The organism is Flavobacterium sp., from assembly GCF_025352015.1.
Classification (GTDB): Bacteria; Bacteroidota; Bacteroidia; order Flavobacteriales; family Flavobacteriaceae; genus Flavobacterium.
This window is the reverse complement of record NZ_JANXUG010000040.1, coordinates 1-19,286: the sequence shown is the minus strand read 5'-3', so window position 1 is coordinate 19,286 and position 19,286 is coordinate 1. Positions and strand designations below refer to the sequence as shown.

Here is a 19,286-nt window from a genome sequence, read left to right as displayed (position 1 = left end):
GTCTCGCTAGGTTTTGCTTTAGATTCTGCTTTAGATTCTTCTTTTGGTTCTTCTTTGGAAACCTTTCCTTTTGCTTGAAGTATGTTATACCAATTCATTACTTTTTTAATGTCAGAAGCATAGACCCTATCTTCATCATAATCAGGCAGAATTTCTTTAAAATAGTTAAGTAATTTGGCATTATCTTCTTTAGGAGAAACCGCAGTTGGCCCTTCGTTTTCCTTAAGAGCAATAGCTCGCATAATTTCAACCAATGCCTTTTCTGCGCTATAGGTATACATTGAAATTTCTGTAAGCAAGCTTACATTGCTGCGCAAACCAACTGTGATTTTTTTTCCATCTACTAATGATTCTACTAAAAAGCCTGATCTTGTCTGCACTTTTAACTCGAATAATCCTGGTTTTCCGGCAATGGCTAATATTTTTTCTACGTTCATTGTAATTATATTTATGGAACAAATATATAAATCAAAAATCAATTTCAAAGTTCATTTGCAAAAGCAAATTTAAAATTAAATGTAAATTTTTTTTATTCTATATTGGAATTTAATTTTGATATTGATATTAAAATTATCTTCCTTTTTTATTGGCAAATTTCATTCGATAATCAGGAAAAGCTTTTCCATCCATGATGTTTTGCAATTTCTTTTTTATTAATGTTTTTTTTAACATCGAAATTTTATCAGTAAACAACACACCCTCAATGTGATCGTACTCATGTTGAATAACACGTGCAATTAATCCATCGAAAACTTCTGATTTTTTATTGAAATTTTCATCATAATATTCAATTGTGATTCTCTCCTTTCTGTACACATCTTCGCGAACATCTGGAATGCTTAAACAACCTTCGTTAAAGCTCCATTCATCGCCTTCTTCTGTTAGCATTTTAGCGTTGATGAAGGTTTGTTTAAAGTTTTTTAACTGATCTTGCTCATCTTTAGTCAAGTTATCACTATCACTAAAAGGTGCTGTATCAATGATAAACAAACGAATAGCAAAACCTACTTGTGGCGCAGCCAATCCAACACCAAAGGCGTTATACATAGTATCGTACATGTTAGCAATAATGGCTAATAAATTTGGGTAATCCGCTGAAATTTCTTCACCAACTTGTCTTAAAACAGGCTCACCATATCCGAAAATAGGAATAATCATTTCTGAATTTTTTTTGCAAAAATAAGGAAATTAAATCATTTTTCGAGTCAAATAATCTTGCAATAAAATAGTCGCTGCAATTTCATCAACCAAAGCTTTATTTTGACGTTGTTTCTTTTTCAAGCCACTGTCAATCATGGTTTTAAAAGCAATTTTAGATGTAAATCGCTCATCGACTCGTACAATTTTCATTTCGGGAAAGGCTATTTTAAAATTAGCTACAAAATTTTCAATAATTGGCGTACTTTCAGATGGTAACCCGTTCATTTGTTTAGGTTCGCCAATCAAAACTTTACTAACATTTTCCTTTGTAAAGTAATCCTTCAAAAATAAAATAGCTTTTTCCGATGCGATGGTAGTTAATCCCGAAGCAATGATTTGCAATTCATCGGTAACGGCTATTCCGGTGCGCTTTATTCCATAATCTATGGCGAGAATTCTTGACATAACTAATTGAGTAAGGCTTCAAATTTTGCGAGTTCTTTTTTTCGTTCTCCCAATAAAATGAGTGTTTCTTTATCTAGTTTATATTTTTTTACCTTTACTAACATTGCGCCAAACTGGTCTTCTAGTGTCATGTCCTTGCACTCCATTCGGGTCATTACAACCTCTGAAAAATCTAATGTGTCAAAGGTGGGCATAACATAATTTCCCGAAATTGAATTACAACCAACAAAAGCAGTGAATCTTCCGCCTTTAGAATTCAGTTTTATGAAATATTTTTTGTTTTTTTTGCTAATTGCTTTACCGTTAATAGCTTTTAATTCCCATTTTGTTTCTGCCAATGTAAATTTACCAATAGCTGGATTTACTTTTTGTATTGATGCGGTGACTTCCATTCGATTATTCAAATCAATTGTAGTTTTAGTTTGACTTTTAATTTCGATGTCATTAGGTAGTCCTTTATGCTTTGTCAAAATGTAGTCTGATGCAAGGCTTCCGGTTATTTTTTTACCAAAAATATCAAGTTGTGTCAAACTATTTTCATCAACAAAATAAAGGTAAGGTGCATTTTTTTGCGAGTTAAAAATAATAATATTCCCCGATTTATTCCATAAAAAAGTTCCTTTCTTTTGAAACACTTTTTCGCCTTTACCTATATATTTAGTAGTCATTGAATATGTTAAATTTTCATTTATTGTTATTGTGGTTTCTATTCCCTCACAATCAGCGCAGGGTAAAATTCCTTTATAAGTTCCTATATAATTAAGCGAAGTTTTTTCACTGCGGGAAACGGGCGCTACAACATTCTTTTTTTCTGCTTGTTTATGACAACTCATAAAACTTATTATTAAAAGTAGAAAAATATTTTTTTTCATGATACTAATTTAAGTTGTCCAAAAATATCAAAACATAAGTTAAAAAGAGTTAAATAAAATTCAATTTTATCAGTCGTTTAAAAAAAGTATCTTTGCTAAAATTCAAAATAATGAACACTTTACAAACAATTATTGAAAAAGCTTGGGAAAACCGAGAGTTGTTGAAAGACGAAAATACCTTGCATACCATTAAAGAAGTTATCGCTTTACTCGATTCAGGAACATTGCGCGTCGCTGAACCAAAAGAAAATGGCTGGCAGGTCAACGAGTGGGTAAAAAAAGCGGTTGTGATGTATTTCCCTATTCAAAAAATGGAAACTTGGGAAGCTGGAATTTTTGAATACCACGATAAAATGCTATTAAAAACTGGCTACGCCGAAAAAGGAATTCGAGTGGTTCCACCGGCTACAGCACGTTATGGAGCCTATATTTCTAAAGGAGTGATTTTAATGCCAAGTTATGTAAATATAGGTGCTTATGTTGACGAAGGAACAATGGTAGATACATGGGCAACCGTGGGTAGTTGTGCCCAAATTGGAAAAAATGTACATCTTTCTGGTGGCGTAGGCATTGGTGGTGTTCTTGAGCCATTGCAAGCCTCACCCGTTATCATTGAAGACGGTGCTTTTATTGGTTCGCGTTGTATTGTTGTAGAAGGTGTTCGGGTCGAAACGGAAGCAGTACTTGGTGCCAATGTTTGTTTGACGGCATCCACAAAAATTATTGATGTAACCGGAAGTGAACCTATTCAATACAAAGGATTTGTTCCTGCTCGTTCGGTGGTAATTCCTGGAAGTTATACCAAAAAATTTGCAGCCGGTGATTTTCAGGTTCCTTGCGCTTTAATTATTGGAAGGCGAAAAGCTTCAACTGATTTGAAAACATCATTGAATGAGGCTTTGCGCGAATATGATGTAGCAGTTTAAAAAATAAATTTGTTCAAAATGAATTATATCATATATCAAGTTCACGGAAATCCAGATAATTATAATGAGGCTTTATATTCTATTCTTTCTTATTATAAGTTTAACATCGATAATCGAAATACTATTGTAATTTACACCGATGATAAACATTTTTTTAAAAAATATTTGCCAAGTGATGTCATTTTAGTTGATATAAATTCTGAAAAAATTAAAGAATGGAGAGGAAAAATTGATTTTGTTCACAGAGTTAAAATAAAGATAATTCAAGATTTTACCTCAAAATATAATGGCAATTTTCTTTATTTAGATTCAGACACATGTTTTACCTATAACATTACTTCTATTTTTGATTCGATTGAAAATGATGTGTTATTTTTTGACAAATATGAGTGTGATTTATTCGAAAGTAAAATTAGAATAGTAAAACGTATAGCTAAATTTTTTAAAAGAAATAAATTACAAAAATTTAGTTCAGATGTAATTCCTGTCGATGTTACAAAACCTTTTTATTTATTCAATGCGGGCGTTATTGGTTTTAACTCAAAATACACGCTATTACTTACTGAAGTGGAATCTTTAACCGATTTTTTATACCCAAAATTAAAATCTCATATTACTGAACAATTTGCGTTCTGCTATTATTTTCAAAGGATACAAAAACCTAATGTGACTGATGAAAAAATTTATCATTATTGGGACTTTAAAGAATTTAGACCTGTTTTAAAAGCATTTTTTAATTTTAATGCGACAAAAAATCTTTCTGAATTACTATTCGAAATACATAAAATAGACCCAAAAATACTATGTAAAGATAAGGCTGATTACCGTAAGATGACATTTTTTCAAAAAATTATAAAAAGAATTACTAAAGGTAAAAAATGGGAGATTGCTCCATATAATTTATAATATGAGAATAGGACTTGATGCCAAAAGATTTTTTCATAACAAAACTGGATTAGGAAACTATAGCAGAAGCTTAGTTAAATTATTATCCGAAGCTTATCCTGAAAATGATTACTTCCTGTTTAATACCAAACAATCAAACAAGTTTTCTTTACAAAATTACTCTTCAAAAGTTATTGAGGTACTTCCATCAAATTTTTGGTGCAAAAAATTTAACTCGCTTTGGCGCTTATTTTTTATTTCAAATGATATCAAAAATAACAAGGTCGAAATTTATCATGGACTTTCCGGGGAATTACCTGTAGGAATACCTAATAATATTAAGAAAATTGTCACAATACATGATTTAATATTTATAAGGTATCCCGATTTATATAATTTTTTTGATAGAAAAATATATTTTTGGAAATTCAAGTATGCCGCAAAAAAAGCTGATTTAATTATTGCGATTAGTGAACAAACTAAAAATGATATTGTTGCATTTTTGAAAATAAATCCTAAAAAAATTAAAGTTATTTATCAAGGTTGTCAAGATGTATTTAAGAAAGAATATACGCTGGAAGAAAAAAGCGTCGTTGCAAAAAAATATAATTTACCTGAAAAATTTATATTAAATGTTGGAACTATTGAAGAGCGTAAAGATTTATTTACCCTAGTTAAATCTATTAAAGATTTTGCTATTACTCTCGTAATTATTGGAAAAAAAACTGATTATTACAATCAAATTCACCGCTATATTAGAGACAATAAAATGGAAAACAGAATATTCCATTTGAGCAAATTAGAAAATACTGAATTAGCAATTATATATCAATTAGCTACTATTTTTGTTTATCCATCTATATTTGAGGGTTTTGGAATTCCTATTATTGAAGCTTTATATTCAAAAACTCCGGTTATAACTACTAATTCTGGTGTTTTTCCAGAAGCTGGAGGTCCTAATTCAATTTACATCAATCTCAATAATATTAAAGAATTAGAAGAAAAGATTATTTTATTATTAAACAATGAGACTTTAAGAAATGAAGTTGCTAAAAAAGGATTTCAATATGTTCAAAAATTTAATGACCAGGCAATTGCCCAACAATTAATGAATTGTTATCGAGATTTATTATAAATTAAATCGAAAAGTTTAGCATATTTTATAAAACTACTATAAGCAGCCAGCATGCTCCATATAAAACCTTGATAACCGTTTAAAAAATTTCTTTGAAAAAAATATACACGAAAAAATTCAAAAGGAAATTTAATGCAAACTTTAAAAATAGATACTTTTTTGTTTTTTTCAAATAAAAATTCGCCTCCTAAAAGAGAATATCTTGTTTGTTTTTGAGTAGCATTACCAAAATCAGAAACGGTATAATGTAGCATCTCGTTATTCAATTTGCCAAGTTTTCCACTAACCACAATTGTTTCATGTACTTTGTTCTCATTAAACGAACCTTTTGTTTTATCAAAAAAACGAAGTATGGGTTTCTTGTTTTCCGACCCATAATGAAAAATCTTGTTTAAAAAAACATGCGTTCTTGGAATCAAATACCCTTGAAAATTAGTGCTGTTTAGATCCAATAATTGAATTTCTTCACATAGTCTATCCGATAATATTTCATCGGCATCTAGTGATAAGACCCAATTATTATTTGTTTTGCCAAGAGCATACTGCTTTTGTTTACCATAATTTTCGAAATCGTTTAAGAACACTTTGGCTCCATATTTTTTACAAATTGCAACGGTGTTATCTGTACTTTTTGAATCTACGACAATGATTTCATCAGCCCACAGCAATTTCTTTAAACATTGTTCAATAATTTTTTCTTCATTATAAGTAATAATAAAAACTGAAATTTTATTATTCATAATCAATTGTTTTTTTAGTTTTCAACAAACCAAGATTTATTTTTAATACCCGATTCAATTGTAGCAACTCTATTTTTTTTATTAAATTTTCTAACCAATAAATTTTTTTTAATTTCTTCTTCATTTACATAACTTCTTGCATGATCGAGATGTAGACAAATAGCGGTATATCTAATTTGTTTGGATAGTAATCCGTTATTGAATAATCGTTCTCCCATTTCTCTGTCTTCACCACCGTAATGTAATAATTCATTGAAACCATTTATCGCTAGAATATCTGATTTAAAACCCGAAGAGTTATGTCCGTTCCAAGAACGTTTTGTAGGTGTAAGCCAATTCATAAATGCTGAAAAATATTTATTGTAGGTAAGTTTAGTCAGTTTGAAATTGACATTTAGTCCATTGGTTCTTAACCATACGATTTTAAAACAATTTTGATTAATAATATCATTTTCGTCAATTATCTTTGAGATTGTCATCGGTATTTTAAAATATCCTCCAGATAAAAAATAACCTTCTTCCTTATTTTTTAAATGATTTTGGACAAAATCATTTCTCGGAATACAATCACCATCGGTGAAAATAAGATATTCAGAAGTACTTTTAAGTATTGCTTTGTTTAAAATTTTAGTCTTTTGAAATCCATTATCTTCCTGCCAAACGTGTGTTAATGGGTATTTAAATTTAGCTATAAAACTATCAACTACCTCTTTAGTTTCAGTAGTAGAGCCATCATCGGCTACAATAATCTCAAAATCATTTTCAGTTTGAACGCTATATCCTGTCAAGACTTTTCTTAACCAATCTTCTGAATTATATGTAGTTATTATTACTGAAGCTTTCATCAAAATTATTGAAAAGTGAAAATACTACATTTTAGTAGTACTGCTTACAAAAAGTCATTATTTTTCAATATGATAAAGTGATTTTGTAGATAAATTGATTGATCATGATTAGCCCAATGCAACAATAAATTCTTTAAAAGTCACTAATCGATACTTTTCTTTTTTTAACCAATAAATAAATAAATCCATTCGTTCTATCATTGCTGCGCCTGATTTTTTTGAAACATAGTTAGGGAAATTAAATCTTTCTGGTTGTTTCAAGTTGGTGAACTCCCAAGGATGAAAATATAAATTGAGATAACCATCCTTTTTTAAAGTTTGCTTACATAAAAATTTATAAATCGAGAGAGGTAAATTGTGAAAAGACAACCAAAATAAAGGGAATCTAATCAATGGGCTAACAGATGCTGGGATTTGTAAAACTCCTTTTTCTTTATAAAAAGTTCGTGGTTTATTAAAATGATTGTATCGACCAGGAATGAAAGTGGGATTTAATGAGGAATTATATTTATAGCCTGCTTTAAAAATTTCTATTTCATCAACAGGTTGCATTCTTGGCATCCGAAATCCTATAATTTCTTGACTGGTGAGTTCTTCTAGTTTTTCTTTTGATAATTTCAAATGTTCTACCTTAAAATCACTATGAAAATAACTGTGTGAAGCCACTTCGTGTCCGTCATCAATAATTTGTCTCATAATTTTTGGAGCATTCATTGCGAAGGTTGCAGTTGCAAAAAAAGTAGCTTTAACATGATGTTTTTTTAAAAGACCAAGAATAGCTTCAGTGCCTTGGATTGAAATAGAAATTTGATCTTCAAAACTTATTGATTTCCCATGTTCGAACGGCAAATCAAATTCTTCAATGTCAAAACTTAATAAAATCATTATCAGAAATTTTTACAATCAATTATGTAATTAGGTCTTTCTTTTGCCTGCATAAAAAGTTTTCCTATATAAATACCAATAACTCCTAACATGATTAATTGTAAACCTCCAAAAAATACTATGGTCATAATTATGGATGACCAACCGGGAACTTCAAGATGGTGAATAATAGAGTAAATAATGTAAGGGATATATAGAATGGACAAACCAGAAAATAAGAAACCAATATAAATTGCGCTGTACAAAGGTTTTGTACTAAATGAGGTTATGCTATAAACCGCTAATTTCAAAAGTTGTGATTTGGAATAGTTTGTTTCGCCGCTTAATCTTTCATTCGGAATATATTCGATTCCAATTTGTTTAAAACCTACCCACTTAACCATTCCTCTAAAAAATAATTCACTTTCGTTCAATGATTTTAATACATCAATCACTTTTTTATCCAATAATCTGAAGTCAGAAATTCCGTCCTCTAGTTTTAATCCTGAAAACATGTTCAAAAGTTTCCAGAACAGTTTAGAAAATAATTTACTAAAAAAGGAAACATGAGGGTTGCTCCCTTTTCTGTGCGCATAAACTACGTTGTAACCTTCTTCATATTTTGAAATTAATTCAGGTATCAAAGAAGGAGGATGTTGCAAATCTGCATCCATAGTTATAATAATATCAGCACTTGTATTGTCAATACCGCTCTTTAAAGCATTGTCTTTTCCAAAATTTCTCGAAAATGAAATGTACTTCAGGTTATTGTGTTCTTTTGCCAATGATTCTAAAACTTCTAAAGTTTTATCTGTACTTCCGTCATTTACAAAAAGTACTTCCCAGTTGTACGAAGTAAAACTTACAAGTGCATTTTGAATTTCATGATACACAGGAAGTATGTTATCAGCTTCGTTGAATGCGGGTATTATTATCGCTATAGTCTTCATGTATTGATTTTTCAAATTTTAATGTCATTAATTGATATATTATTACCAACCATATAACTATACAAGGTATTGCTTTTAAAGAATATTTTCTAACATAATTGTCAACTAGATAATTTGGAAACAAATCTGTATGAGATAAACTTGTTAAAATTATGGCAAATATAAGCAATCCATTTACCCAGCCTCTTTTTGGAATAGGTTGTTCTACATACCAAATGGCTACGCCCACAAAAGCAATTATGTAAGTGGGTGATTCGGAACCCGAACTAAATATAACTGTAAAAATTAAAACTGAAGCTAATGTTAGCAATCTAAATTTAGAATTAGCGTAAGATTTAAACCTTAAATAAGGTAAACCAAAAACTAATAATCCTCCTAGTAGAAAAGGATAATTGGGTATTGAATTATCGTTTGTCACTCTTCTCACTACACCCATCACTGAAAAATCTTGATAAGAACCTAAAACAGCATTAACGTCGTTTTTAATAATTAAAGCATGATACCATTCTGCATATCTTTCGACAATATATTGCGGCGATGAAATTAACATAGGAATTGTAAAACAGATTATACTCCAAAAAAGTAATGACAAAATAAACTTCATTTTATTTTTTGAAAAAAAGAAAAATGCCAGTCCAACAACGCCATATAGCTTTATAAAAGTACCCAAAACTATCAACATGGCTGACCAAAAATCTTGCTTTCTTTCAATAAAAACATAAGTCATAATTATGATATAAACCATTATTGGATTTACCTGAAAACTTTGCGCTGTTATCAAATATTCATTTAAACAAATCCAAAGTATAATAACAATATTAATTGACTTAATAGGCAAATTTTGTATAGCAGATAAAATCAAAACAGTTGTAAAAAGACTCCATAAAAGCAAGCCAAAAAAATTAGGTAGTAACGCAAATGGAGCTATAATTAAACTAAAAACTGGTCCGTACAGGTTAATATCAAAATACAAATCAGGGTAATGTGCATACAATGGCATTTGATTAAACACATGCCAAAAAACATTTTTATAAATCAAATAATTATTGTACTTATCTCTAAAAAATTTAGGTAAAACTGCTATTACAGTGATTACAAGCCATATAATAGAAATATTTTTTTTGTTTTTGAAAAAAGACTTGTCAAAAAAAAGTACAATTTTTTTAATCATAATAAATAGTAGAAGTCTGAAAAAATTAAAAACATATTTTACAAATTTATTAATTAATTTTGTAAGTTATAGAATCAAAAAATAAATTATGAATTATAATTATCCCATAAATTCTTTCAAAGGAAAATCAGTCGAAAATGCTGTTTTTTCGATTTTAATTCCCACCTGGAATAACATCGATTTGTTAAAAATTTGTGTTGAAAGCATCGAAAAAAATTCTTATTTCAAACATCAGATAATTATTCACGTCAATGAAGGTACTGATGGCTCATTTGAATGGGTTAAAGCAAGAAATTATTGTCATACGCAAAGTGATGCAAATGTTGGAATATGTTATTCTTTGAATGCACTGGCAAAATTGGCAACTACTGATTACATACTTTATATAAACGACGATATGTATGTATGTCCTAACTGGGACAAATATTTAATGGATGCGATACAACAACAAGGAGATGACAATTTCTATTTTTCTGGAACGATGATTGAACATTCCGGAAAAGGCAATAAGTGTGTGATTTCCCCTTTCAACTTTGGAACATCGGATGATAATTTTAAAGAAAAAGAATTATTGGAATTTCTAAAAACTACCAATAAAAAAGATTGGTTTGGTGCCTCTTGGCCTCCCTCTATTGTTCACAAAAAATTATGGGATAAAGTAGGTGGCTACGATGTGGAATATTCACCGGGATTTGGTTCAGATCCAGATTTTAGTATGAAATTGTGGAATGCGGGTGTACGGAATTTTAGAGGAATTGGAAAATCTATGGTATATCATTTTCAATCAAAAAGCACTGTCAAGGTTAAAAAAAACAATTACAGAAAGACATTTGCCTCGAAATGGGGGGTAACTTCCAGCTATTTTTATAAAACGATGCTACGACTTGGAGACGATTATGATGGTGAAAAATTAGTCGACAAAAAAAATATTAAATATATTATTGCTAAAGTAAAAGCTTTTTATCTAAAAATAAAGTAGCAAAAATTATCTCATTTTTTCACATATAAATATGATTTTTTTATGATTATTAGTTCAAAAAATCAAAAGATTAAAAATAATGAATGATATTAATACAGAAATACACAATGCCTACGAAATAATTCAAAATGGAGGAATAATTCTTTACCCAACAGATACCGTATGGGGAATAGGTTGTGATGCTACAAATGAAAAAGCAGTTAAAAAAATTTTTGACTTAAAAAAACGTCATGAAAATAAAAGTTTGATTGTTATGGTAAATGGCGAAAAAATGATGTACAACATTTTTAAAGACATACCAGAGGTGGCATGGCAAATTATTGATTTATCCGAAAAACCAACTACAATAATACTCGACAATCCAAGAAATGTCGCTTCAAATATTATTGGTGATGATAAAACCCTTGGTGTTCGGATAGTGAAAGAAACTTTTTGCTTTAAATTATTAGAGCGCATGAAAAAACCTTTAGTCTCTAGTTCAGCAAATATATCGGGAATGTTTACCCCAAAATCATTCAAAGAAATTAGCCCCGAAATTATAAAAGGAGTAGACTATGTAGTAAATTTGCAACACGACAAAATTTGCGATAAACCGTCAACGATTATTAAAATTTCTTTGGACAATCAGGTGAAAATTATTAGAAAATAACTTATCTGCAATTAGTGACTAACAATTACAAACAAGCATTAGACAATAAAATCTTTGAAATCATTTCAAAAGCATCACAAGAACTTAACCTTGAAAGTTATGTGATTGGTGGTTTTGTTCGTGATTATTTATTGCAGCGCGATTTAAAAAAAGATATCGATATTGTGACGATTGGCTCGGGAATAGATTTAGCATTAAAAGTTTCTGAATTATTATCAAACAAACCAAAAGTTCAGGTTTTCAAAAACTACGGAACAGCAATGATTCGTTATAAGGAAATAGACATCGAATTTGTGGGAGCAAGAAAAGAAAGTTATGTAGCACATAGTCGAAACCCTATAGTAGAAAACGGAACGCTAGAAGACGACCAAAATCGCCGTGATTTTACCATTAACGCATTAGCTTTTTCCTTAAATAAAAATAACTATGGCGATTTAGTTGATTCATTTCAGGGCTTGACCGATTTGCAAAACAAAATCATCAAAACACCTTTAAATCCTGATATTACTTATTCTGACGATCCACTTCGAATGATGCGAGCTATACGGTTTTCGACCCAATTAAATTTTATTATAGAAACCGAATCGCTAAACGCAATTGAGCGAAATAAAGAACGAATTAATATTATTTCAGGCGAAAGAATTGTTGACGAATTAAATAAAATATTGGAGACTTCAAAACCATCCATCGGGTTTTTACATTTGTACAAAACGGGATTACTTGACATTATTTTACCCGAATTAACAGCATTAAATAATGTTGAAGAAATCGAAGGTCATACCCATAAAAACAATTTTTATCACACGCTAGAAGTTGTCGATAATATTTGTCCAAATACCGATGATGTATGGTTGCGTTGGGCTGCGTTACTACATGATATTGGAAAAGCACCAACTAAACGTTTTAATAAAAAACTAGGCTGGACGTTTCACGGACATGAATTTCTTGGTGGAAAAATGGTGAAGAAAATCTTTCAACGATTGCACTTACCGTTGAACCAGAAAATGAAGTTTGTTCAGAAAATGGTAATAATGAGTTCCCGCCCAATTGTTTTGGCGGAAGATATAGTCACGGATTCAGCGGTGCGACGATTGGTATTCGATGCTGGTGAAGATGTTGATAATTTGATGACCTTGTGCGAAGCTGATATTACGACCAAAAATCCAGCTAAATTCAAGAAATATCATAGTAATTTTGATGTTGTTCGCAAAAAAATTACAGAAGTTGAAGAGCGTGATCATGTTCGAAATTTTCAGCCACCTATTTCAGGAGAAGAAATTATGGAACTTTTTGATTTAAAACCATCTCGAGACATTGGGGTTTTGAAAGAAGCCGTTAAAGAAGCTATTCTTGAAGGTGAAATTCCAAATGAATATCAAGCAGCATATGATTTTGTTTTAAAACGAGCTGAAAAATTAGGACTAAAAAAAGTCACCTAAATTGGTAATAGATTAACTTTTGTTAAATGTATAATTTGATTTCTCGTTAGTATTTTTGAGAGTTTAAAAAAATGAAAAAATATTTTCTCACATCGGCCAAGATTTCTCTTGTACTTGTTTATTTCGTCATATTTGCTGGTGCGTTTGTGCGCCTTACCGGTTCAGGAATGGGTTGTCCAGATTGGCCAAAATGCTTCGGATATTATATTCCGCCTACTGAAAAGCAGGAATTACTTTTTACATCTGGAAAAAAATATGAAAAAGGTCAGGTTATCATTAAAGACGAAACTCTATTGGTTGTGAAAAAAGATTTTGTTGCCAAAACAAATTTTGATACTATCAATTGGGAAAAATATACTAAACACGATTATGCAATCTTCAATCCGCTGCATACTTGGGTGGAATATATCAATCGATTACTAGGAGCATTGGCGGGACTTTTTTGTTTACTAACTTTTTTCTTGTCGATCACTTATTGGCAAGAGCGAAAAAAACTGGTTTTATTAGCCTTTCTAGTTTGTGTCTTGATGAGTTTTCAAGCTTGGTTGGGGAAAACGGTGGTAGACTCGGTATTAAGTCCTGTAAAAATTACTGTTCACATGCTTGCGGCTTTGGTCATTATAACTTTTCAACTTTATCTGACCTATACTGTTCAGTCCAAAAAAACTATCGCTTCTGTAAATAGCAAACTTTACAAAATTTTACTTTTTGCTATTACATTAACTTTAACTCAAATTTTAATGGGAACTGGTGTCCGAGAACACGTTGATACCATTGCTGAAACTGGCGCACCGAAGGTTTTGTGGTTACAAAATCCAACGATACTATTCTATATTCACCGTTCATTTTCTATACTAGTTTTACTGACAAATTTATATTTATTTGTGCAAAACAGAAAACTGCATTTGGGTTTAAAAAAAATAAATGGTATACTCATACTAATTGTTGCAGAGATTGTTACAGGGATTTTGATGTATTACCTCAATTTTCCGTTTGGCAGTCAAACTATCCATGTGGTTATCGCAACACTGCTTTTTGGACTTCAGTTTTATATGATTTTAGAAAACAAAGAAAAAAAGTTACTCAATTAAATATTTATCAAATTCATATTATGAAAAACTTGTTATTTCTATTTTCTTTTTTGTTTTTAGGAAACCTTCATGCACAACAAAAACATAATACAGTGGTTGTTCTTGATGCACAAAAAATTGGTTTCTATAATGAAGTGGAAAACCAAATAAAAGCATTGAAATCAGAGGGTATTTCAACAGTTACTGTCTTAAAAGATACTACAATTACAAAAGGATATGGCTCTGATCATGGTGTTATTATAATAACTACTAAAAAATATATTTTAAATACTTTTTTTAGAGATTTTATCGAAAAATCTACTTTAAAAGAAAAAATTAAAACTCCCGATGACCTAAAAATTATTGGTGTTGTAACTGATAAACCCAATAGCAAAAATAAACCTTATGATGAATTGTCAAAATATATTTTTACAAATACCATAACTGAAAAGATAAAAAAAGTTGTAAGTATTATCTATATTAAACCAAAAGATGCTGTAAAAATTAATCCAGACTGGATTAATGGCGCGATAGAAATTTCATCAGAATAATAATTAATTATATTTGCACGCCGACTATATTGTCATAATTCTTTGTTTATCAACTTAAATGTCGAAACTAGCCGCAGAAGATAAATTTTTAGATTTATCAGATTATGGAAGATCTTTTGGAAGATTTTTTGCCAACCAATTAAAAAACACGTTCTTCACTCCTATTCATGTTACGTTGCTTTTTGGTCTTTCGGGATTGATTGCAATTTATTGTATACTGCAACAACAGTATTATTTTGCTGCTTTCTTCATCCTCTTGAAATCGGGCATTGATGCTGCCGATGGAGAATTAGCTCGATTGAAAAAAACACCTTCCTACTTTGGAAGATATCTAGATAGTGTGTTTGATATTGTTCTTAATTTTATGTTTTTGATGACCATTTGTTATGTTTCCAAAACAAGTATTTGGTTAACCATTTTAGCATTTATTGGGATTCAGCTTCAAGGAACCTTGTATAATTATTATTATGTGATTTTAAGAACCAAATCGGTTGGTGGTGACAGTACCAGTAAAATATTTGAATATAAAACGCCCAAAGCGTTGCCTGGTGAAAGCCAAAAATCGGTTACTATTTTATTTGGAATTTATACAGTTTTGTATGGGATATTTGATAAAGTTATTCACTTTTTAGATTCTGATGCTTATAAAGTAAAGACTTTCCCCAACTGGTTTATGACTTTACTTTCTGTGTATGGATTGGGATTTCAATTGTTAATTATTGCTGTGATGCTTCCTTTGGGTTGGATAGAATTTATCATTCCATTTTTTATTGTTTATACACTTTTGATTTTTGCTTTGATTGGCATCCGGAAAAAATTATTATCCTAACCAATCTTTAAAATCAGTAACTTTTTCTCTCGCCACAATAACCTCATCCTCTTTATAAGTTTGTAAAACAACTTTCAATCGTGAATTGCTGAAGATTTGGATTTCTTTAATGGCATTCATGGTGACAATAAACTTTCTGGAAACTCGGTAAAAATCTTGTGGATTTAATTCTGTTTCTAATTGTTCCAAAGTGGTGTCTAGCAAATAATTTCTGTTATCTACAGTGTGCAAATAAGTTCCTTTATTTTCTGAATAGAAACATTCTACTTCTTCAATAGTAATCATCTTTATCTGTTGTCCCGTTTTGATAGTAAATCGTTTTTTATAGCTTCTTTCAATGGGGTTGACTAACATTCGTTTTATAGCTTCAAAATCTAAATTTGAAACTACATTTTGCTGAAACTGATTCTTAAATTTTGATATGGCAATTGTTAAATCGTCCTCATCAATGGGTTTTAGCAAATAATCGATACTGTTTAGTTTAAAAGCTCGCAACGCATATTCATCATAAGCAGTAGTGAAAATGACAGCACTTTTAATGGTAATACTTTCAAAAATTTCGAAAGACAAACCATCTGAAAGTTGTATGTCTAGAAAAATAAGGTCAGGATGAGGGTTAACATTGAACCAATGAATCGATTCTTCAACAGAATGCAAAAGCGTATTGACTTGCAAACCCAATTTCTGTACTTTGCGTTGAAGCAATCTTGCAGCGGGTTTTTCGTCTTCAATGATGATGATGTTCATGAATTTATCTGTGATTATGATTTTTTCTAACTTAAAAAAACATCTTTAGCTATCACTTTACCGGCATTCTTTTTTGACCAATAAAAAATTAAAGGCGTTAGAATAACTGTTGGTAACAACCAAGCAACTAATGACGGCAAATAAGTATTATTTACAACTAGAAATGCAGTTAATGCTGCAATGTATGCGCCAATCATTCGTTGAATATGTATCAATAGCCAATAGTTTTTAAACTTGACTTTGCCTTGATAAATGGCAATATCCTTTTTTGCCATTAAAATACTTATCAAACCAAATACCAATAAAACAGTTCCGAATTTATTGTAATTGATTAGTAAATAAAAACCAAAAATGATAAAAAACAAAGCAAATAAAAGCATCGTCAAAGTTAATATCCAATCGATAGTTTTGGGTTTTTGATCTTTGTCAATTGTTTTTAAAGATAAAAAACGTTGTCCGGTTGCCGTCATATAAAAAGAAAAAACTGCAATAATCGATAAGAATAAATTTTTGTGTAAAATAGACATTACAAACCCAGCAACCGCATTAATTATCATCGATAAGAAGAAAAAATTTCCAACTAATTTATGAAATTGATCACCTTTCTTTCTAATGATATTTATAGTACCCGTAAAAAGTCCAATGCTACCAGTAATGATGTGAATGATTAGTAAAATTTTGAATAGTAGTTCCATTTTTTTAGATTTTAGTATTCAATGTTTGATTGTGTTTTAGTCCCATTTATTATTATTTTCTTTATCGATAAGCTCTTTAATTTTTCGTTCTTCCCAATCTTTATTGAAAAACGGACTATAATTAAACACTTTCACTCCGTGAAAAATCACTCCAATTCCCCAGCCTAAAAGCGGCCAATAAAACCATAATTCATTTTGAGAAGTAATCAAATTTAGTACAAGGAAAAAGATATTTAAAATTATGTATGACATGAGATTCCCATAAAATCCTTTGATGTCTTCTACGCGCTTTTTAGCAAGATGATAACGATCTTGTTCGTTGAAATTTGTTTCCATAATTATTCCCAGTTTTGTTTAGTGTTGGTTTGTTTTTCTAATATTTCTTTAATTTTACGTTCTTCCCAGTTTGAACTATAGCCAAATACTTTGAAAGCATGCATAATTACCCCAAAACCCCAACCCGCTGCTGAAAACCAAAACCATTGAAATTGCGGAGAAAATCGAAGATTAATAAAAACTAATAGCGGAATGACGCAGCAATAGGAGATTAAATTTCCATAAAATCCTTTAAGTTCTTCAACTCTTTTTTTGGCTCTGTAGTAAGCGGTATTCTGAACATATTTATTTTGTTTTTCCATAAAGGCAATTTGTTTGGTTAGTATTGGAATTTTTACTTTAAAAAAATTGGTGTCTTCCTCAATAATAACCTTTCGTTCTGATAACAATCTGTAACGATTGACTATGTTTTGAAGTCCAACTCCTCTTCTATCCTGCAATACATCTTTCATTTGAAGATTATTTCTAACAATCAAATAACCATCTTCAATATAAATTTTGACACGCAATGGTTTTTGTTCGCTAGCAACATTGTGCTTAATCGTGTTTTCTAATAAAAGCTGTAACGATAGCGGAACAACTTTAGCGTGTAGGTTATCAAAATCGGAAGCAATATCATAAGTGATACTGTTTTCAAAACGCATTTTTAGGAGGTTCATATACGTTTTTGCAAATGCTAATTCTTCTTGAACAGTGACAAGTTGTTTATCCTTTTGTTCCAAAACGTAGCGGTAGATTTTAGACAAAGATGTCGTAAAACGTTGTGCATTTTCTGGATTTTCTTCTATCAATGAACTTAACACATTCAAACTGTTGAATAGGAAATGGGGATCGATTTGGTTTTTCAAACTTTCAAACTGTGCAGATGCTGTTCCGGCTATAATCTTTTGTTCTTTGACTTTACTATCGCTGTAGGCTTTGTAAATATAAAATGAATAGAACGATAGGACAACAATGAAAGTCATAACGAAAGCAAAAACATAATTAGCCAAATTTTCATTTGCAAAATAATTTGTAAAAGCATTTCCTTCAATTAGCACTACTGTAAAAATTCGTAATAAGAAAATCACTATCAGTGTAACCACAAACGAGGAAAAGAATCCAACAATCATCCTTTTTGACGAAAATCGCTCATTAACAAACAATTTGTCTAGATAAATAAAAACCAATTGATTGGCGTAACCAAGCGTAACCGAATACAACATCGTGTATAAAAATTGCTCGCCAAGCGTTCGGTCAAAATGTATTTTTTCACCATAAATAAGATTTAGTACCACCATTATTACAAAAATGATAAGTCCAATTAGTACAGATCTCACAAATTCTTTGAAGGTAAATTTCATTGTAGTTTAATTTACGATGAGTTAGGAATTATTTATTTGGAGCAATTTTTTAAAGTTTCTTGAGCTCTGTCTAATCCCCAACTTGGTGAAAAAGTGGTTTCTGGTTTAAATTTTGCAAATAAATCAATAGAACGTTCGACTTCTTTGCATAGTTTTTTAACATCGGCTCCAGTCCATTTGGCACCATTGATTTCAAATGCGGCTTTGCCGAAAACTACTCGCGGATTTTCTGACGCAATAACTTGTGCTTTATAATATTGCTCCATCACTTTTGAAGAATATTTCATACCATTAGTCATAGGGTCTTGAACAATCAAAGCAGTATAAAGTAAGGCTTGCAATACCATAATTTCAGGATTGTTAGCACTTATTGCCGTTGCTTTATCAATTGCTAGTTGTGCTTTGTCTATCATAGCTGGTATTTTATCTTTATATGCAGGGTTAAACGCTGCAGTTGCATTAACTAATCCGACATAATAATTGGGTAACCAATTATTTTTTTCTGCCGAAGCAATTCTTTCAAACAAAGCGGAAGCTTCTTCTGTTTTTCCCTCTCTCCAAAGTCCCAAAGCTTTGCCCATGCCTTGTTCATACTGCATTTGTGCTGACAGAAAAGTACACATTAAAATAGTGAAAGTTGTGATAATTGTTTTCA

At 30.5% G+C, this 19,286-nt stretch carries 23 protein-coding genes; 9 read left to right on the top strand and 14 right to left on the bottom strand.

Features of this window, described 5'->3' with window-relative positions; genetic code table 11:
- The 4 genes from Q0Q96_RS04300 to Q0Q96_RS04285 all read right to left on the bottom strand — a co-directional run.
- Nucleotides 1–437: DUF5606 domain-containing protein (locus tag Q0Q96_RS04300; RefSeq protein WP_293871999.1), on the bottom strand; the 437-nt coding region annotated here is incomplete at its 3' end.
- Between the two features lie 133 nt (nucleotides 438–570).
- Entirely contained in the window at nucleotides 571–1,158 is a 588-nt protein-coding gene (gene def / locus Q0Q96_RS04295) for a peptide deformylase (protein WP_293871998.1), read from the bottom strand.
- Nucleotides 1,159–1,188: 30 nt separating this feature from the next.
- Complete coding sequence (ruvX, locus tag Q0Q96_RS04290) at nucleotides 1,189–1,605, bottom strand: Holliday junction resolvase RuvX (RefSeq protein ID WP_293871997.1); 417 nt, start codon at nucleotides 1,603–1,605, stop codon at nucleotides 1,189–1,191.
- 2 nt (nucleotides 1,606–1,607) lie between these two features.
- Nucleotides 1,608–2,477, bottom strand: coding sequence for a copper resistance protein NlpE N-terminal domain-containing protein (locus tag Q0Q96_RS04285; protein ID WP_293871996.1), 870 nt, complete (start codon nucleotides 2,475–2,477; stop codon nucleotides 1,608–1,610).
- 110 nt (nucleotides 2,478–2,587) lie between these two features.
- On the opposite strand from Q0Q96_RS04285, the gene Q0Q96_RS04280 reads away from it, so the two are divergent.
- From Q0Q96_RS04280 to Q0Q96_RS04270, 3 genes are read left to right on the top strand one after another with little or no spacing between them, the layout of a single operon-like run.
- Entirely contained in the window at nucleotides 2,588–3,403 is an 816-nt protein-coding gene (locus Q0Q96_RS04280) for a 2,3,4,5-tetrahydropyridine-2,6-dicarboxylate N-succinyltransferase (protein ID WP_293871995.1), read from the top strand.
- 18 nt (nucleotides 3,404–3,421) lie between these two features.
- On the top strand, nucleotides 3,422–4,309 hold the full coding sequence (locus tag Q0Q96_RS04275) for a hypothetical protein (RefSeq protein WP_293871994.1): 888 nt from the start codon (nucleotides 3,422–3,424) through the stop codon (nucleotides 4,307–4,309).
- Between the two features lies 1 nt (nucleotide 4,310).
- Nucleotides 4,311–5,423 carry a glycosyltransferase family 1 protein gene (locus Q0Q96_RS04270; protein WP_293871993.1) on the top strand — a complete coding sequence of 371 codons (1,113 nt, stop codon included), beginning with the start codon at nucleotides 4,311–4,313 and terminating at the stop codon, nucleotides 5,421–5,423.
- On the opposite strand, the gene Q0Q96_RS04265 is transcribed toward Q0Q96_RS04270, so the two are convergent.
- The 5 genes from Q0Q96_RS04265 to Q0Q96_RS04245 form a co-directional block, all read right to left on the bottom strand.
- On the bottom strand, nucleotides 5,405–6,163 hold the full coding sequence (locus tag Q0Q96_RS04265) for a glycosyltransferase family 2 protein (RefSeq protein ID WP_293871992.1): 759 nt from the start codon (nucleotides 6,161–6,163) through the stop codon (nucleotides 5,405–5,407). The genes Q0Q96_RS04270 and Q0Q96_RS04265 overlap by 19 nt on opposite strands.
- Before the next feature lie 14 nt (nucleotides 6,164–6,177).
- Nucleotides 6,178–7,008: a glycosyltransferase family 2 protein gene (locus tag Q0Q96_RS04260; protein WP_293871991.1), complete on the bottom strand. Its 831-nt coding sequence runs from the start codon at nucleotides 7,006–7,008 to the stop codon at nucleotides 6,178–6,180.
- 108 nt (nucleotides 7,009–7,116) lie between these two features.
- Nucleotides 7,117–7,893 (bottom strand): polysaccharide deacetylase family protein, encoded by a 777-nt coding sequence (locus tag Q0Q96_RS04255; RefSeq protein WP_293871990.1) that lies wholly within the window; start codon nucleotides 7,891–7,893, stop codon nucleotides 7,117–7,119.
- 2 nt (nucleotides 7,894–7,895) lie between these two features.
- On the bottom strand, nucleotides 7,896–8,822 hold the full coding sequence (locus Q0Q96_RS04250; RefSeq protein WP_293871989.1) for a glycosyltransferase family 2 protein: 927 nt from the start codon (nucleotides 8,820–8,822) through the stop codon (nucleotides 7,896–7,898).
- Nucleotides 8,779–9,993: a glycosyltransferase family 87 protein gene (locus tag Q0Q96_RS04245; RefSeq protein ID WP_293871988.1), complete on the bottom strand. Its 1,215-nt coding sequence runs from the start codon at nucleotides 9,991–9,993 to the stop codon at nucleotides 8,779–8,781. The genes Q0Q96_RS04250 and Q0Q96_RS04245 overlap by 44 nt, the downstream gene beginning before the upstream one ends.
- Nucleotides 9,994–10,081: 88 nt before the next feature.
- Between Q0Q96_RS04245 and Q0Q96_RS04240 the strand changes: the two genes are divergently transcribed.
- The 6 genes from Q0Q96_RS04240 (at nucleotide 10,082) to Q0Q96_RS04215 (ending at nucleotide 15,510) form a co-directional block, all read left to right on the top strand.
- Nucleotides 10,082–10,972, top strand: a complete 891-nt coding sequence (locus Q0Q96_RS04240) for a glycosyltransferase family A protein (protein ID WP_293871987.1) — start codon at nucleotides 10,082–10,084, stop codon at nucleotides 10,970–10,972.
- A 79-nt stretch (nucleotides 10,973–11,051) separates the two neighbouring features.
- A complete protein-coding gene (locus Q0Q96_RS04235; protein WP_293871986.1) occupies nucleotides 11,052–11,621 on the top strand; it encodes an L-threonylcarbamoyladenylate synthase in 570 nt (189 codons plus the stop codon).
- Nucleotides 11,622–11,635: 14 nt separating this feature from the next.
- Entirely contained in the window at nucleotides 11,636–13,060 is a 1,425-nt protein-coding gene (locus tag Q0Q96_RS04230; protein WP_293871985.1) for an HD domain-containing protein, read from the top strand.
- A gap of 71 nt (nucleotides 13,061–13,131) precedes the next feature.
- On the top strand, nucleotides 13,132–14,151 hold the full coding sequence (locus Q0Q96_RS04225; RefSeq protein WP_293871984.1) for a COX15/CtaA family protein: 1,020 nt from the start codon (nucleotides 13,132–13,134) through the stop codon (nucleotides 14,149–14,151).
- A 20-nt stretch (nucleotides 14,152–14,171) separates the two neighbouring features.
- Complete coding sequence (locus Q0Q96_RS04220) at nucleotides 14,172–14,681, top strand: hypothetical protein (protein ID WP_293871983.1); 510 nt, start codon at nucleotides 14,172–14,174, stop codon at nucleotides 14,679–14,681.
- 58 nt (nucleotides 14,682–14,739) lie between these two features.
- Nucleotides 14,740–15,510, top strand: coding sequence for a CDP-alcohol phosphatidyltransferase family protein (locus Q0Q96_RS04215; protein WP_293871982.1), 771 nt, complete (start codon nucleotides 14,740–14,742; stop codon nucleotides 15,508–15,510).
- On the opposite strand, the gene Q0Q96_RS04210 is transcribed toward Q0Q96_RS04215, so the two are convergent.
- The 5 genes from Q0Q96_RS04210 to Q0Q96_RS04190 are packed head-to-tail and all read right to left on the bottom strand — an operon-like array spanning nucleotide 15,502 to nucleotide 19,278.
- Nucleotides 15,502–16,257 carry a LytTR family DNA-binding domain-containing protein gene (locus Q0Q96_RS04210; protein WP_293871981.1) on the bottom strand — a complete coding sequence of 252 codons (756 nt, stop codon included), beginning with the start codon at nucleotides 16,255–16,257 and terminating at the stop codon, nucleotides 15,502–15,504. The genes Q0Q96_RS04215 and Q0Q96_RS04210 overlap by 9 nt on opposite strands.
- Nucleotides 16,258–16,283: 26 nt before the next feature.
- Nucleotides 16,284–16,952 carry a DUF2306 domain-containing protein gene (locus tag Q0Q96_RS04205; RefSeq protein WP_293871980.1) on the bottom strand — a complete coding sequence of 223 codons (669 nt, stop codon included), beginning with the start codon at nucleotides 16,950–16,952 and terminating at the stop codon, nucleotides 16,284–16,286.
- Between the two features lie 36 nt (nucleotides 16,953–16,988).
- Nucleotides 16,989–17,288, bottom strand: a complete 300-nt coding sequence (locus tag Q0Q96_RS04200) for a 2TM domain-containing protein (protein ID WP_293871979.1) — start codon at nucleotides 17,286–17,288, stop codon at nucleotides 16,989–16,991.
- Between the two features lie 2 nt (nucleotides 17,289–17,290).
- On the bottom strand, nucleotides 17,291–18,631 hold the full coding sequence (locus Q0Q96_RS04195; protein ID WP_293871978.1) for a histidine kinase: 1,341 nt from the start codon (nucleotides 18,629–18,631) through the stop codon (nucleotides 17,291–17,293).
- Between the two features lie 32 nt (nucleotides 18,632–18,663).
- Complete coding sequence (locus tag Q0Q96_RS04190) at nucleotides 18,664–19,278, bottom strand: hypothetical protein (protein ID WP_366068941.1); 615 nt, start codon at nucleotides 19,276–19,278, stop codon at nucleotides 18,664–18,666.
- Nucleotides 19,279–19,286 lie beyond the last annotated feature (8 nt).

Bases quoted from the DNA above. Each gene is read 5' to 3' on its own strand.
- def (WP_293871998.1), bottom strand. From the start codon at position 1,158: ATGATTATTCCTATTTTCGGATATGGTGAGCCTGTTTTAAGACAAGTT.
- ruvX (WP_293871997.1), bottom strand. From the start codon at position 1,605: ATGTCAAGAATTCTCGCCATAGATTATGGAATAAAGCGCACCGGAATA.
- Q0Q96_RS04285 (WP_293871996.1), bottom strand. From the start codon at position 2,477: ATGAAAAAAAATATTTTTCTACTTTTAATAATAAGTTTTATGAGTTGT.
- Q0Q96_RS04280 (WP_293871995.1), top strand. From the start codon at position 2,588: ATGAACACTTTACAAACAATTATTGAAAAAGCTTGGGAAAACCGAGAG.
- Q0Q96_RS04275 (WP_293871994.1), top strand. From the start codon at position 3,422: ATGAATTATATCATATATCAAGTTCACGGAAATCCAGATAATTATAAT.
- Q0Q96_RS04270 (WP_293871993.1), top strand. From the start codon at position 4,311: ATGAGAATAGGACTTGATGCCAAAAGATTTTTTCATAACAAAACTGGA.
- Q0Q96_RS04265 (WP_293871992.1), bottom strand. From the start codon at position 6,163: ATGAATAATAAAATTTCAGTTTTTATTATTACTTATAATGAAGAAAAA.
- Q0Q96_RS04260 (WP_293871991.1), bottom strand. From the start codon at position 7,008: ATGAAAGCTTCAGTAATAATAACTACATATAATTCAGAAGATTGGTTA.
- Q0Q96_RS04255 (WP_293871990.1), bottom strand. From the start codon at position 7,893: ATGATTTTATTAAGTTTTGACATTGAAGAATTTGATTTGCCGTTCGAA.
- Q0Q96_RS04250 (WP_293871989.1), bottom strand. From the start codon at position 8,822: ATGAAGACTATAGCGATAATAATACCCGCATTCAACGAAGCTGATAAC.
- Q0Q96_RS04245 (WP_293871988.1), bottom strand. From the start codon at position 9,993: ATGATTAAAAAAATTGTACTTTTTTTTGACAAGTCTTTTTTCAAAAAC.
- Q0Q96_RS04240 (WP_293871987.1), top strand. From the start codon at position 10,082: ATGAATTATAATTATCCCATAAATTCTTTCAAAGGAAAATCAGTCGAA.
- Q0Q96_RS04235 (WP_293871986.1), top strand. From the start codon at position 11,052: ATGAATGATATTAATACAGAAATACACAATGCCTACGAAATAATTCAA.
- Q0Q96_RS04225 (WP_293871984.1), top strand. From the start codon at position 13,132: ATGAAAAAATATTTTCTCACATCGGCCAAGATTTCTCTTGTACTTGTT.
- Q0Q96_RS04220 (WP_293871983.1), top strand. From the start codon at position 14,172: ATGAAAAACTTGTTATTTCTATTTTCTTTTTTGTTTTTAGGAAACCTT.
- Q0Q96_RS04215 (WP_293871982.1), top strand. From the start codon at position 14,740: ATGTCGAAACTAGCCGCAGAAGATAAATTTTTAGATTTATCAGATTAT.
- Q0Q96_RS04210 (WP_293871981.1), bottom strand. From the start codon at position 16,257: ATGAACATCATCATCATTGAAGACGAAAAACCCGCTGCAAGATTGCTT.
- Q0Q96_RS04205 (WP_293871980.1), bottom strand. From the start codon at position 16,952: ATGGAACTACTATTCAAAATTTTACTAATCATTCACATCATTACTGGT.
- Q0Q96_RS04200 (WP_293871979.1), bottom strand. From the start codon at position 17,288: ATGGAAACAAATTTCAACGAACAAGATCGTTATCATCTTGCTAAAAAG.
- Q0Q96_RS04195 (WP_293871978.1), bottom strand. From the start codon at position 18,631: ATGAAATTTACCTTCAAAGAATTTGTGAGATCTGTACTAATTGGACTT.